Source organism: Brevibacillus antibioticus, from assembly GCF_005217615.1.
Lineage (GTDB): Bacteria > Bacillota > Bacilli > Brevibacillales > Brevibacillaceae > Brevibacillus > Brevibacillus antibioticus.
In genome coordinates this window covers 4606882-4620194 of record NZ_SZNK01000001.1, presented here as the reverse complement: position 1 = coordinate 4620194, position 13313 = coordinate 4606882, and the positions used below count along the sequence as shown (strand labels likewise).

Below are 13313 nucleotides of genomic sequence, written 5' to 3'. Positions count from 1 at the left end.
GGAGGTAACGCCCTGTGATTGACGTGAACAACTTCGAATATATGAAGATCGGCTTGGCTTCCCCCGATAAGATCCGTTCGTGGTCTTTCGGGGAAGTGAAGAAGCCTGAGACGATCAACTACCGCACACTGAAACCGGAAAAAGACGGCTTGTTCTGCGAACGCATCTTTGGACCAACCAAGGACTGGGAATGCCATTGCGGTAAATACAAGCGTGTTCGTTATAAAGGTGTAGTGTGTGACCGTTGTGGCGTGGAAGTGACCCGCGCCAAAGTACGGCGTGAGCGTATGGGGCACATTGAACTGGCTGCCCCAGTTTCTCACATCTGGTACTTCAAAGGGATTCCAAGCCGTATGGGCTTGGTCCTCGACATGTCCCCTCGTTCCCTGGAGGAGGTAATCTACTTTGCTTCTTACGTAGTAACCGATCCAGGTGACACTCCTCTCGATAAAAAGCAATTGCTCTCCGAAAAAGAGTATCGCAACTATCGTGAGAAATACGGCCACTCCTTCCAAGCGATGATGGGAGCAGAAGCGATCAAACGCCTGCTTGCAGAAATCGATCTGGATAAAGACGTGGAAACGATAAAAGAAGATTTGAAAACGGCACAAGGCCAGCGTCGCAACCGTGCGATCAAGCGTCTGGAAGTGCTCGAGGCATTCCGCAACTCCGGTAACCACCCGGATTGGATGGTTCTTGACGTACTGCCGGTTATCCCGCCAGAGCTTCGTCCAATGGTTCAGTTGGATGGTGGACGTTTTGCCACTTCCGACCTGAATGACCTGTACCGCCGTGTAATCAACCGTAATAACCGTCTAAAGCGCCTGCTCGAATTGGGTGCTCCTGACATTATCGTACAAAACGAGAAACGCATGCTGCAGGAAGCAGTAGACGCGCTCATCGACAACGGTCGTCGTGGACGTCCGGTAACAGGACCAGGTAACCGTCCTTTGAAATCTCTCAGCCACATGCTGAAAGGTAAACAAGGTCGTTTCCGTCAAAACCTGCTCGGTAAGCGTGTTGACTACTCCGGCCGTTCCGTTATCGTTGTAGGACCTAACCTGAAGATGTATCAGTGCGGTTTGCCTAAAGAAATGGCACTGGAGCTCTTCAAGCCGTTCGTGATGAAAGAGCTGGTTTCCAAAGGCCTCGCTCACAACATCAAGAGCGCAAAGCGCAAGGTTGAGCGCGTTCAGCCAGAGGTATGGGACGTTCTCGAGGACGTTATTCGCGAGCACCCGGTACTGTTGAACCGTGCCCCCACCTTGCACCGTCTGGGTATCCAAGCATTCGAACCAGTTCTGGTTGAAGGCCGTGCGATCCGTCTGCATCCGCTCGTTTGTACAGCGTACAACGCGGACTTCGACGGTGACCAAATGGCGGTTCACGTTCCGTTGTCTGCTGAGGCACAGGCAGAAGCCCGTATTCTCATGCTGGCAGCGCAGAACATCTTGAACCCGAAAGACGGTAAACCGGTAGTAACACCATCCCAGGACATGGTGCTTGGTTCTTACTACCTGACACTGGAACGCGAAGGCGACAAAGGCGAGGGTACGATTTATCGCGATCCTCACGATGCGATTGCTGCTTATCAGCAAGGCTTTATCAGCCTGCAAACGCGCATCGCTCTGCCAGCAAAACGCCTGAGCAAAACCAGCTTTACTGAGCGTCAAGAGAACGCGCTTCTCGTAACGACAGTAGGTAAAGTTATCTTCAATGAAATTTTCCCTGCAGACCTGCCGTTCATTAACGCACCAACGAAAGGCAACCTGCAAAACATGGTTCCTGACGAATACTTTATTTTCGATAAAGGTACCAACGTTACAGAGTTCATCAAGAACCTGCCTGACCCGGGTGCGGTGAAGAAGGGCTTCTTGGGAACCATCATTTCCGAGTGCTTCCGTCGCTTTGGTACGATGAAAACGTCCATGATCCTCGACAAAATCAAGGAACTGGGCTTCACGTACTCGACAAAAGCAGGTATCACGATTGCCGTAGCGGACATCGCGGTACCAGGAAAGAAAAAAGACATCCTTGACGCTGCAGATGAGAAAGTAGCAACTGTCATGACGCAATTCCGTCGCGGTTTGATCACCGAGGACGAGCGCTATGACCGCGTTATTTCCATCTGGTCCAAAGCGAAGGATGAGGTAACAGACGTTTTGATGAAGTCCATGGATAAGTTCAATGCGATTTTCATGATGGCGAACTCCGGTGCCCGTGGTAACGTATCCCAGATCACTCAGTTGGCTGGTATGCGCGGTCTGATGGCAAACCCATCCGGTCGAATCATCGAGTTGCCGATTAAATCCAACTTCCGTGAAGGTCTGACGGTATTGGAATACTTTATCTCCACGCACGGTGCGCGTAAAGGTCTCGCCGATACAGCGTTGCGTACAGCGGACTCGGGTTACCTGACTCGTCGTCTGGTAGACGTTGCTCAAGACGTGATCGTACGCGAAACTGATTGTGGAACAGATAAAGGTATCCGTGTAACAGCAATCAAGGATGGTAAAGAAGAGATCGAGAAGCTGTCTGACCGTCTGACAGGACGTACTTGCTTCGAGACTTTGCGCCACCCTGAGACAAAAGAAATCATCGTGCACCGCAATGAGGAGATCTCTGAAGAGGTTGCCGAGTATATCGAAAAAGAAGGTATTACTTCCGTCTATATCCGTAACGTACTTGCTTGCCGCACCAGCCATGGTGTCTGCAAACTGTGCTACGGACGCAACCTGGCGACAGGAGCCGAGGTGGAAGTGGGAGAAGCGGTTGGTATTATCGCTGCTCAGTCCATTGGTGAGCCGGGTACCCAGCTGACCATGCGTACCTTCCATACCGGTGGGGTTGCGGGAGACGATATTACCCAAGGTTTGCCGCGTATTCAAGAGTTGTTTGAGGCGCGCAATCCGAAAGGGCAAGCAGTCATCTCCGAGATCGATGGTGAAGTCGTCGACATTCGCGAAGGGAAAGATCGTCGCGAGATCGAAGTACGTGGAGAAGCGGAAAACAAAGTGTATGCAGCACCGTATGGCTCTCGCATCAAGGTTTCTGTTGGTGTCAAGCTAAATGCTGGTGATGAGCTCACGGAAGGTTCCGTAGACCCGAAAGAAATGCTCAAAGTTCGCGGTATGCGCGGCGTTTCCAACTACATCTTGCAAGAGGTACAAAAAGTTTACCGTATGCAAGGGGTAGAAATTAACGACAAGCACGTTGAGGTAATGATTCGCCAGATGCTGCGCAAACTGCGTGTTATCGACAGCGGAGATACTGACCTCCTGCCAGGTTCCTATGTTGAGGTGCCAGAATTTGAAGTAGCGAACACAAAAGCCCTCATGGAAGGCAGAAGTCCAGCAGTAGGTCGTCCGGTTCTTCTCGGGATCACCAAAGCATCCCTCGAAACCGACTCCTTCCTGTCGGCAGCATCCTTCCAGGAAACGACTCGTGTTCTTACCGATGCAGCGATCAAAGGAAAAGTGGACCGCTTGCTAGGTTTGAAAGAGAACGTTATTATCGGGAAGCTGGTTCCAGCAGGTACCGGTATGTCACGTTACCGCAATGTAAAAGTAGCTAGTCAAGTAGATTACGAAGCAGAGCTCGAAGCAGCGAAAGCTGAGCAAGAAGCAGTTTCTGTAGAGTAATTGCGGGAAAAGCGCCCATCACCGATTGGTGGGCGCTTTCCTAAATAAAAATATCAAAAGGGCGTTGACAACAACTAGCCCACCTGATATTATATTCAAGTGTGCCTGACATCTGCACTTTGGAGGATATGAGAATCATGTCTTATGAAAAAGTCGAGCGGGCCAAGGACTTGACAATCGGCATTAAGCAAACGATCAAAGCTGTTGAAAACCAACAGGTAGAAGCAGTGTATATCGCTATTGATGCAGATAAGCGTTTGACCCAAAAAGTCGAGCTCCTTTGCAAAGAGAAGGGTGTTCCAGTCATTCATGTAGATTCCATGCATCGCTTAGGCAAAGCGTGCGGAATTGAAGTGGGAGCGGCTACTGCTGCGATTAGAAAAAGTGGTTAACGATGTTTTTGTCTGTGGCTTACAACTTGTGTAATGCTGGACAAGGACTTTCTATTTGACCTAAAAATGACTCACCTGGATCTGTGGTCTTGAAGATTGGGTATTAAGAAGGGAGGTAACATCATGCCTACAATTAACCAATTGGTGCGTAAAGGTCGCGAGGATAAGGTAGTGAAGTCGAAGTCCCCAGCTCTTCAAAAGGGGTACAACAGCTTCAAGAAAAGCCAAACTAACCAAAGCTCTCCTCAAAAACGTGGTGTTTGCACTCGTGTAGGTACCATGACTCCGAAAAAACCGAACTCCGCGTTGCGTAAATACGCTCGTGTGCGTTTGACTAACGGAATCGAGGTAACAGCTTACATCGGTGGTATTGGCCACAACCTGCAAGAGCATAGCGTCGTGCTGGTGCGCGGCGGTCGTGTAAAAGACTTGCCAGGGGTACGCTACCATATCGTTCGTGGTGCACTTGACACTGCTGGTGTGAACAACCGTAAACAAGGTCGTTCCAAATACGGTACTAAGCGTCCGAAGCCAGGTCAAGCAGCAGCGAAGAAGTAATAAAAAAGCGCCTGTGAAGTGGCGTGAATTTATAACGAAAAGAAGGAGGGAATACGATGCCTCGTAAAGGTCCTGTAACCCGTCGTGACGTGCTGCCAGATCCTATTCACAACAGCAAGTTGGTTACTCGCTTGATTAACCGCCTGATGTTGGATGGTAAGCGTGGTGTAGCTCAGAACATTCTCTACAACGCATTTGACATCATCCAGGAGCGCACAGGTCGCAACCCGATGGAAGTGTTTGAAGAAGCACTGAAAAACGTAATGCCAGTACTGGAAGTTAAAGCTCGCCGTGTAGGTGGTGCTAACTACCAAGTACCAATCGAAGTAAAACCGGAGCGCCGTACCACTCTTGGCCTGCGTTGGATGGTTAACTACTCCCGTAACCGTGGAGAGAAAACCATGGAACAACGTCTTGCTAACGAGATCATGGACGCTGCTAACAACACCGGTGCAGCAGTTAAAAAGCGTGAAGACACGCACAAGATGGCTGAAGCGAACAAAGCGTTTGCTCACTATCGCTGGTAGGAATTGAATCGGGTGTCCATATTGGATACCCGTTTATTCTCAAACTCGAGTATGGAAGGAGCATACCTAATGGCTCGCGAGTTCTCTTTGCCGAATACGCGTAATATCGGTATCATGGCTCACATCGATGCTGGTAAGACGACGACTACTGAGCGTATTCTGTTCTACACTGGTCGCGTTCATAAAATTGGTGAGGTGCACGAAGGTGCAGCAACCATGGACTGGATGGAACAAGAGCAAGAGCGTGGTATCACGATCACTTCGGCTGCTACTACTGCTCAATGGAATGGCCATCGAATCAACATTATCGATACGCCAGGCCACGTAGACTTCACTGTAGAAGTTGAGCGCTCCCTGCGCGTTCTTGACGGTGCTGTAACCGTTTTTGACGCAAAAGGTGGCGTTGAGCCGCAAACCGAAACCGTATGGCGCCAAGCTGACCGCTATGGCGTACCGCGCATGTGCTACATCAACAAAATGGATATCATGGGTGCTAACTTTGATATGTGCTTGGGTCAGATCAAATCTCGCCTGGGTGCAAATCCAGTAGCAATCCAATATCCAATCGGTGCAGAAGATCAATTCAAAGGTATGGTTGACCTGATTGAAATGAAGGCAATCGTATATACTGATGACTTGGGTAAAACTTCTGACTCCGCTGAAATTCCTGCTGACATTCTGGCGCGTTGCGAAGAACTTCGCATGGCGATGGTAGAGGCAGCTGCAGAACAAGACGAAGAGCTCATGATGAAGTACTTGGAAGGCGAAGAGCTGACCAACGACGAAATCCGCGTGGCTCTGCGTAAGGGTACTATCGAGTGCAAACTGACGCCGGTAATGTGCGGTTCTTCTTACCGCAACAAAGGTGTTCAGCCTATGCTGGACAACGTTGTTACTTTCCTGCCGTCCCCGGTAGATATCCCTGCAATCAAAGGTACATTGCCAGATACTGAAGAAGAAGTTGATCGTCCTGCTGACGACAACGGTCCGTTCTCTGCTCTTGCGTTCAAGATCATGACTGACCCGTATGTAGGCCGTCTGACTTTCTTCCGCGTATACTCCGGTGTACTGAGTTCCGGTTCTTATGTTCTCAACTCTACCAAAGGTAAACGTGAGCGCGTAGGCCGTATCCTGCAAATGCACGCAAACCACCGTGAAGAGATCCAAACGGTTTACTCCGGTGACATTGCTGCAGCTGTAGGTTTGAAAGATACAACAACTGGTGATACTCTGTGTGATGAAAAGGCTCCTGTAATCCTTGAGTCTATGGACTTCCCAGAGCCAGTTATCTCTGTTGCGATTGAGCCAAAATCCAAAGCAGACCAAGACAAGATGGGTATCGGCCTGTCCAAGCTGGCTGAAGAGGATCCAACGTTCAGAACTCGCACAGACGAAGAGACTGGTCAAACAATCATCTCCGGTATGGGTGAGCTTCACCTGGAGATTATCGTAGACCGTCTGAAACGCGAATTTAAAGTCGAGTCGAACGTAGGTGCTCCACAAGTTGCTTACCGTGAAACATTCCGTAACGCAGCAAAAGTGGAAGGTAAATTCGTTCGTCAGTCCGGTGGTCGTGGTCAATACGGTCACGTTTGGGTGGAATTTGCTCCACTCGAAGCTGGTCAAGGCTTCCAATTCGAAAACAAAATCGTTGGTGGTGTAGTACCACGCGAATACATCCCTGCTGTTCAAGCGGGTATCGAAGAGTCCATGAAAAATGGTGTTATCGCCGGCTTCCCGCTGGTTGATATCAAAGCTACTATCGTAGACGGTAGCTACCATGATGTTGACTCCAACGAGATGGCATTTAAAGTAGCAGGTTCTCTCGCTCTGAAAGAAGCTGCGAAAAAATGTGGCGCTGTATTGCTCGAGCCAATCATGAAAGTAGAAGTTACAATGCCAGAAGAGTACATGGGCGACGTTATGGGCGATCTGAACTCCCGCCGCGGTCGTATCGAAGGTATGGAAGCTCGTGCAAATGCACAAGTAATCCGTGCAATGGTACCACTGTCCGAGATGTTTGGTTACTCCACAATTCTTCGTTCCCGTACCCAAGGCCGTGGCGTTTACTCCATGGTGATCGATCACTACGAAGAAGTGCCTAAATTTATCGCTGAAGAGATCATCAAGAAATCTAAAGGCGAATAATTACAGGTTACAGCTTTATCTTGCAATCAGAAAGGTTTACAATATGGAAGGGACAACCATTCGTAAGGTAAACCTTTCTTCAAACCATAAAACCCTTATCTATAAGGAGGCTTTTCTCTCATGGCAAAAGCGAAATTTGAGCGTAATAAACCACACGTTAACATTGGTACTATCGGTCACGTTGACCATGGTAAAACTACCCTGACTGCTGCTATTACAACTGTATTGGCACAGAGCGGTAAAGCACAAGCTATGAACTATGCTGCAATTGACGCTGCTCCAGAAGAAAAAGAGCGCGGTATCACAATCAACACTGCTCACGTTGAGTACGAAACTGACAACCGTCACTATGCTCACGTTGATTGCCCTGGTCACGCTGACTACGTGAAAAACATGATTACTGGTGCTGCTCAAATGGACGGCGCTATCCTGGTTGTATCCGCAGCTGATGGCCCTATGCCACAAACTCGCGAGCACATCCTGCTCTCCAAGCAAGTAGGCGTACCTTACATCGTAGTATTCATGAACAAATGCGACATGGTAGACGATGAAGAGTTGTTGGAACTGGTTGAAATGGAAATCCGTGACCTGTTGTCTCAATATGAGTTCCCAGGTGACGACACTCCAGTAATCAAAGGTTCTGCTAAAGAAGCTTTGGATAACCCAACTGGTGACTGGGCTAAGAGAATTGTTGAGCTGATGGAAGCTGTAGACTCCTACATCCCAACTCCTGAGCGCGCAACTGACAAGCCGTTCCTGATGCCTGTAGAGGACGTGTTCACGATCACTGGTCGTGGTACTGTTGCTACTGGTCGCGTAGAGCGCGGTGTAGTAAAAGTTGGTGACCAAGTAGAAATCATTGGTCTGGCTGAAGAAACTAAAAACACAACTGTAACTGGTGTTGAGATGTTCCGCAAATTGCTGGATTCCGCTCAAGCTGGTGACAACATCGGTGCTCTGCTGCGCGGTGTAGACCGTAACGACATCGAGCGTGGACAATGCTTGGCGAAACCAGGTTCCGTTAAGCCTTACACGAAGTTCAAAGCAGAAGTTTACGTTCTGTCCAAAGAAGAAGGCGGACGTCACACTCCTTTCTTTGCTAACTACCGTCCACAATTCTACTTCCGTACAACTGACGTAACAGGTATCATCCAACTGCCAGAAGGCGTTGAAATGATCATGCCTGGCGACAACACTGAGTTCACTGTTGAACTGATCGCTCCAGTAGCGATGGAACAAGGTACTCGCTTCGCGATCCGTGAAGGTGGCCGTACAGTAGGCGCTGGCGTTGTAGCTTCTATCGACGCTTAGGTTTTACTGATACACAAAACCCGACAACTTTGGTTGTCGGGTTTTTTTATGTGCATTTATCGAACTTTTAAATAACTCCCATCAAAATCATTCAATTTGCCTCTCGCCGCAATATGCTACAATACCATCAGGATTGGATGGGGGATAGTCGAGATGAAAAATAATGAGCGATTATTGTTTCTTATGCTTGCGGGTGTTGTCACACTGTGGGGCTTGAACGTCGTCATGGTCAAGTATTTAACAACGTTTCCTCCATTATATGTCGCGGCTATACGCATGACTGTCGGTGGAATCTGTTTATCGCCACTCATCTTCTTATACCGGAAGAGTTTGCGTTTTAGCAAAACGGATTGGTTGTTGTTGGCCGGAGTCGGTGCTAGTTCTATCGCGCTTCATCAAATAACGCTTGCAGCCGGTGTTCAATACACGACAGCAGGAAATGCATCGCTTATTCTTGGATTAAATCCGTTGGCAACAGCGCTCTTGGCAATGCTTTTCTTAGGGGAAGGCATGTCGTTGAAAAAAGGGCTTGGCATTGGAATGGGTTTTGCAGGAGTGTTAGTTGTCGTCATCTCTCAGCACGGCGGACTTCATATGAATGGCTGGGGAGATGCTATTATGTTTTTCTCCATGCTCATGTATGTAACGGGTGGTTTACTTATACGCAAATTGGTCGTAAGAGGTGTACCAGTACTCTTAATTACGGCTTTATCGCAAATGTTTGGGGTCATCTTCTTATGGGGAGTCGCATTGACTGTTCAACCAGCTTCCTATTATCTAGCTTTGGATGTTTCTTCGTTCCAGTGGCTTGTGATTTTTGCTTCAGGTGCGCTGTCAACTGCGCTCGGTTCGATCGGCTGGAATTATGGGATACGTCAGCTCGGAGCGAGTCGAACAGCTGTTTTCTTAAATGGAATGCCAATGGCCAGCTTGGTATTTGCGGCGATATTCCTGGGAGAAAGCCTTCAACTCGTACACCTACTAGCATTATGCATGATCGTAGGCGGTGTATATTTGGGATCACGTAGCTTGGTGAGACCGAAAGCTACACGTGCAGCAGCAACCTCTGATATAACAACAAAAGCGTAGGACGGTAATTGTCCTACGCTTTTTCTTATTGATCCCACTTATTGACCATATGGTGAGCAGTTAAACGCAAGCGATCAAAGATTTGCTTTCGAATTTCGCCTTCCAGTTTAGTCAGGGACATGGCTTTATCCATACAAGAGAGCCAAGCCTCTGCTTGTATAGGTCCAATAGGGAATGGCATGTGTCGTGCTCTCAACATCGGATGGCCATGGGCGTCCGAATACAGGCTTGGACCACCGAGAAACTGTGTCAAAAACTGATATTGACGTTCCTTCACGTGGGTTAAATCTTCAGGGAAGAGGTCGTTAATGTCGGGATGTTGCTTTACCAGATCGTAAAAGGTATCGACAAGACGGGCCAAGGTATCTGCACCGCCGATGATTTCATAAGGGGTTTGATTCACATCAGACATTGAGGAAAACCTCCATTTCATAACGAGTACAATCATAAGTATAACGACTTCCTTCTATAATAGATAGATTTCTCGGCGAGTTGGCAGGTAATCCCGCTTGCCTTTCTTCGCAGGAATCTGTAAGATGATCTAGGTGAGTCATTCAGTAGGCACACCATGTACAAAAAAATATACGGAAACCCAAGAAAAAACTTGCGTTGCCCAGATCTTTTTAGTACAATATTGAATGTTGGTCATGGACTTGCGATGATGTGGGAGGTTGCTGACACACCCGGGCCCTTTGCCATGACTGGGGTGCAGGATATTTCCACGGAGAAATGTCTGTTTAAAAAATGGGCGAAAAAGGAGGGACTTCAATGGCAAAGCAAAAGATTCGTATTCGTTTGAAGGCGTATGATCATAAAATCCTGGATCAGTCCGCAGAAAAAATCGTGGACACTGCGAAGCGTTCCGGTGCTAACGTATCCGGTCCAATTCCACTTCCTACGGAGAAAGCAATTTACACGATCCTGCGTGCGGTTCATAAGTACAAAGATTCTCGTGAGCAATTCGAGATGCGTACACATAAACGTTTGATCGATATCTTGAATCCTACACCACAAACAGTAGATGCTCTGATGCGTCTGGATCTGCCGTCCGGTGTGGACATCGAGATCAAACTGTAAGGTCCCAAAAAGCGATACACGCGCAGACGTTGTCTTGATAAGCGTGTTATACCAAGCAACAAACCCTTAAATGGCACCCCTGCGCATCGATGGGGACTTGATACAACATAAAACGTTTTACTGAAATAAGCACAGGAGGTGGCACAAATGACCAAAGGAATCTTAGGGAAAAAACTTGGAATGAGTCAAGTTTTTGGTCCAAACGGAGCAGCGATTGCTGTAACAGTTATCGAGGCGGGTTCTAACGTAGTTCTTCAGAAGAAAGACGTTGCGAACGACGGTTATGAAGCGATTCAAATCGGCTTCGAAGACAAAAAAGAACAGCGCGCTAACAAGCCGGAAAAAGGCCATGCAGCAAAAGCTAACACTGCTCCTAAGCGCTTCGTTCGCGAAATTCGCGGAGTAAACCTCGCTGACTATGAGGTTGGTCAAGAGTTGAAGGCTGACATTTTTGCCGAGGGAGAATTCGTTGACGTTGCCGGCGTTACCAAGGGTAAAGGTTTCCAAGGTGCGATCAAACGTCACAATCAATCCCGCGGTCCTATGGCTCACGGTTCGCGCTACCATCGCCGCCCAGGTTCTTTGGGTGCTGTCGATCCAGGTCGTGTATTTAAAGGCCAAACCCTGCCAGGTCAAATGGGTGGAGACAACGTTACCATTCAAAACCTGGAAGTGGTTAAAGTTATCGCAGAACGCAACTTGATTCTCGTGAAAGGCTCCGTGCCTGGTCCGAAAAACGGCTGCGTACTGGTTTCCACGGCAGTCAAGAAGAACTAGAAAGGAGGAACTGACATGCCGAAAGTAGCTCTTTATAACCAAAGCGGTTCTCAAGTTGGCGAAATCGATCTGGCAGACAGCGTATTTGGGATTGAGCCTAACAGCGCAGTTCTGTACGATGCGATCGTGATGCAACAAGCATCCCAACGCCAAGGTACACATGATGTAAAGAACCGTTCTGAAGTACGTGGTGGTGGCCGCAAGCCATGGCGCCAAAAAGGTACAGGACGTGCACGCCAAGGTTCCATTCGCTCTCCGCAATGGAAAGGTGGCGGTGTTGTATTCGGTCCAACTCCGCGCAAATACGGTTACAAACTGAACCGTAAAGTTCGCCGTTTGGCTCTGAAATCCGCACTCTCCGCAAAAGTACAAAGCAACGAAATTTTGGTTTTGGATGCTCTGAACATTGCAGCTCCTAAAACTAAAGAAATGACAGTTGTTCTGAACAACTTGAAAGCAGATCGCAAAGTTCTGATCGTTACTTCCGAGTACGACCAAAACGTAGCTCTTGCTTCCCGCAACATTCCAGGTGCAAAAATCGTAGATGCTGCAGGCATTAACGTTCTTGATCTGGTAGCGCATGACAAAGTAATCGTGACGAAAGAAGCGATTGCGAAAGTAGAGGAGGTGCTCGCCTAATGAAGAGCCTTCATGATGTCCTTAAACGCCCTGTCATTACCGAGCGCACCACTGACATGATGGCTGAGAAAAAGTACGTATTCGAAGTACCTCTCAAAGCCAACAAGACAGAAATCAAACAAGCAGTTGAAAAAGTATTTGGCGTAAAAGTAGAAGCAGTTAACACAGTTCGTGTACCTGCTAAACCAAAACGCTACGGAAAATACTCCGGTTACACATCCGAGTGGAAGAAAGCAATCGTTAAGCTGACTGATGACAGCAAAGAATTGGCCTTCTACGAGGGAGTATAACCTCGACGACTACCGAAAAGGAGGGTATTAACATGGGTATCAAAAAGTTTAAACCGACTTCTCCTGGTCGTCGCCAAATGACGGTTTCTACTTTCGAGGAGATCACCACGTCGACTCCCGAAAAATCCTTGTTGGCGCCTCTCAGCAAAAAAGCTGGTCGCAACAACCAAGGTAGAATTACCGTTCGTCATCAAGGTGGCGGTCACAAACGTAAATACCGTATTATCGACTTCAAACGTAACAAAGATGGTATCATTGGTCGCGTAGCAACCATTGAATACGATCCAAACCGTTCCGCTAACATCGCGCTGATCAACTATGCAGACGGTGAAAAGCGTTACATTATCGCTCCACAAAACCTGAAAGTGGGCGACCAGATTGTATCCGGAGCAGATGCCGACATCAAAATCGGTAACGCACTGCCAATGGAGAAAATCCCGGTAGGTACTACCATCCACAACATCGAGCTGAAACCTGGTAAAGGTGGCCAATTGGTTCGCGCTGCTGGTACTTCTGCTCAATTGCTTGGTCGTGATGGTGAATTCGTAATCGTACGCCTGTCTTCCGGTGAAACACGCCGCATTCATAACGTATGCCGCGCTACCATCGGTCAAGTAGGTAACCAAGATCACGAATTGCTGAACATCGGTAAAGCAGGACGTTCCCGCTGGTTGGGTATTCGCCCGACAGTTCGCGGTAGCGTAATGAACCCTAACGATCACCCACACGGTGGTGGTGAAGGTCGCGCTCCAATCGGTCGTAAGGCTCCTGTTACTCCTTGGGGTAAACCAACCCTGGGTCTCAAGACTCGCAAGAAGAAAAACAAGTCCGACCAGTACATCATCCGCCGCCGTAAAAAGTAAG

The 13313-nt window shown here is 48.3% G+C and carries 13 protein-coding genes; 12 read left to right on the top strand and 1 reads right to left on the bottom strand.

Going from position 1 to position 13313, the window contains the following annotated elements; all coding sequences use genetic code 11:
* The first annotated feature begins 14 nt into the window (after nucleotides 1–14).
* The 7 genes from rpoC to E8L90_RS22205 all read left to right on the top strand — a co-directional run bounded on the left by rpoC (nucleotide 15) and on the right by E8L90_RS22205 (nucleotide 9666).
* Nucleotides 15–3641: a DNA-directed RNA polymerase subunit beta' gene (gene rpoC / locus E8L90_RS22235; RefSeq protein ID WP_137031402.1), complete on the top strand. Its 3627-nt coding sequence runs from the start codon at nucleotides 15–17 to the stop codon at nucleotides 3639–3641.
* Between the two features lie 137 nt (nucleotides 3642–3778).
* On the top strand, nucleotides 3779–4033 hold the full coding sequence (locus E8L90_RS22230; protein ID WP_137031401.1) for a 50S ribosomal protein L7ae-like protein: 255 nt from the start codon (nucleotides 3779–3781) through the stop codon (nucleotides 4031–4033).
* 123 nt (nucleotides 4034–4156) lie between these two features.
* Nucleotides 4157–4591, top strand: a complete 435-nt coding sequence (rpsL, locus tag E8L90_RS22225; RefSeq protein ID WP_012683978.1) for a 30S ribosomal protein S12 — start codon at nucleotides 4157–4159, stop codon at nucleotides 4589–4591.
* Nucleotides 4592–4647: 56 nt separating this feature from the next.
* Nucleotides 4648–5118 (top strand): 30S ribosomal protein S7, encoded by a 471-nt coding sequence (rpsG, locus tag E8L90_RS22220; protein WP_007716226.1) that lies wholly within the window; start codon nucleotides 4648–4650, stop codon nucleotides 5116–5118.
* 69 nt (nucleotides 5119–5187) lie between these two features.
* Nucleotides 5188–7266, top strand: coding sequence for an elongation factor G (gene fusA / locus E8L90_RS22215; RefSeq protein ID WP_137031400.1), 2079 nt, complete (start codon nucleotides 5188–5190; stop codon nucleotides 7264–7266).
* Nucleotides 7267–7386: 120 nt separating this feature from the next.
* Nucleotides 7387–8577 (top strand): elongation factor Tu, encoded by a 1191-nt coding sequence (tuf, locus tag E8L90_RS22210; protein WP_137031399.1) that lies wholly within the window; start codon nucleotides 7387–7389, stop codon nucleotides 8575–8577.
* Nucleotides 8578–8730: 153 nt separating this feature from the next.
* Nucleotides 8731–9666, top strand: a complete 936-nt coding sequence (locus E8L90_RS22205; protein WP_137031398.1) for a DMT family transporter — start codon at nucleotides 8731–8733, stop codon at nucleotides 9664–9666.
* 25 nt (nucleotides 9667–9691) lie between these two features.
* Here the strand turns inward: E8L90_RS22205 and E8L90_RS22200 are convergent, their stop codons facing one another.
* The gene (locus E8L90_RS22200) at nucleotides 9692–10078 is read right to left on the bottom strand and encodes a globin domain-containing protein (protein ID WP_137031397.1); all 387 of its coding nucleotides are present in this window, start codon (nucleotides 10076–10078) and stop codon (nucleotides 9692–9694) included.
* Between the two features lie 356 nt (nucleotides 10079–10434).
* Here E8L90_RS22200 and rpsJ point away from each other — a divergent pair, with 356 nt between their 5' ends.
* The 5 genes from rpsJ (at nucleotide 10435) to rplB (ending at nucleotide 13312) form a co-directional block, all read left to right on the top strand.
* Nucleotides 10435–10743 carry a 30S ribosomal protein S10 gene (gene rpsJ, locus E8L90_RS22190; RefSeq protein ID WP_007716236.1) on the top strand — a complete coding sequence of 103 codons (309 nt, stop codon included), beginning with the start codon at nucleotides 10435–10437 and terminating at the stop codon, nucleotides 10741–10743.
* 147 nt (nucleotides 10744–10890) lie between these two features.
* Nucleotides 10891–11520 carry a 50S ribosomal protein L3 gene (gene rplC / locus E8L90_RS22185; RefSeq protein WP_106841283.1) on the top strand — a complete coding sequence of 210 codons (630 nt, stop codon included), beginning with the start codon at nucleotides 10891–10893 and terminating at the stop codon, nucleotides 11518–11520.
* Nucleotides 11521–11535: 15 nt separating this feature from the next.
* Nucleotides 11536–12159: a 50S ribosomal protein L4 gene (gene rplD / locus E8L90_RS22180; protein ID WP_137031396.1), complete on the top strand. Its 624-nt coding sequence runs from the start codon at nucleotides 11536–11538 to the stop codon at nucleotides 12157–12159.
* Nucleotides 12159–12449, top strand: a complete 291-nt coding sequence (rplW, locus tag E8L90_RS22175) for a 50S ribosomal protein L23 (protein ID WP_007716243.1) — start codon at nucleotides 12159–12161, stop codon at nucleotides 12447–12449. The genes rplD and rplW overlap by 1 nt, the downstream gene beginning before the upstream one ends.
* A gap of 32 nt (nucleotides 12450–12481) precedes the next feature.
* A complete protein-coding gene (gene rplB / locus E8L90_RS22170) occupies nucleotides 12482–13312 on the top strand; it encodes a 50S ribosomal protein L2 (RefSeq protein WP_007716245.1) in 831 nt (276 codons plus the stop codon).
* The last annotated feature ends 1 nt before the right edge of the window (nucleotide 13313 follow it).

What these genes read in the sequence shown, in the direction of transcription:
- rplB (WP_007716245.1), top strand. Translation starts at nt 12,482, where the DNA reads ATGGGTATCAAAAAGTTTAAACCGACTTCTCCTGGTCGTCGCCAAATG.
- rplC (WP_106841283.1), top strand. Translation starts at nt 10,891, where the DNA reads ATGACCAAAGGAATCTTAGGGAAAAAACTTGGAATGAGTCAAGTTTTT.
- E8L90_RS22205 (WP_137031398.1), top strand. Translation starts at nt 8,731, where the DNA reads ATGAAAAATAATGAGCGATTATTGTTTCTTATGCTTGCGGGTGTTGTC.
- rpsL (WP_012683978.1), top strand. Translation starts at nt 4,157, where the DNA reads ATGCCTACAATTAACCAATTGGTGCGTAAAGGTCGCGAGGATAAGGTA.
- rpsG (WP_007716226.1), top strand. Translation starts at nt 4,648, where the DNA reads ATGCCTCGTAAAGGTCCTGTAACCCGTCGTGACGTGCTGCCAGATCCT.
- rpsJ (WP_007716236.1), top strand. Translation starts at nt 10,435, where the DNA reads ATGGCAAAGCAAAAGATTCGTATTCGTTTGAAGGCGTATGATCATAAA.
- rplD (WP_137031396.1), top strand. Translation starts at nt 11,536, where the DNA reads ATGCCGAAAGTAGCTCTTTATAACCAAAGCGGTTCTCAAGTTGGCGAA.
- tuf (WP_137031399.1), top strand. Translation starts at nt 7,387, where the DNA reads ATGGCAAAAGCGAAATTTGAGCGTAATAAACCACACGTTAACATTGGT.
- E8L90_RS22200 (WP_137031397.1), bottom strand. Translation starts at nt 10,078, where the DNA reads ATGTCTGATGTGAATCAAACCCCTTATGAAATCATCGGCGGTGCAGAT.
- fusA (WP_137031400.1), top strand. Translation starts at nt 5,188, where the DNA reads ATGGCTCGCGAGTTCTCTTTGCCGAATACGCGTAATATCGGTATCATG.
- E8L90_RS22230 (WP_137031401.1), top strand. Translation starts at nt 3,779, where the DNA reads ATGTCTTATGAAAAAGTCGAGCGGGCCAAGGACTTGACAATCGGCATT.
- rplW (WP_007716243.1), top strand. Translation starts at nt 12,159, where the DNA reads ATGAAGAGCCTTCATGATGTCCTTAAACGCCCTGTCATTACCGAGCGC.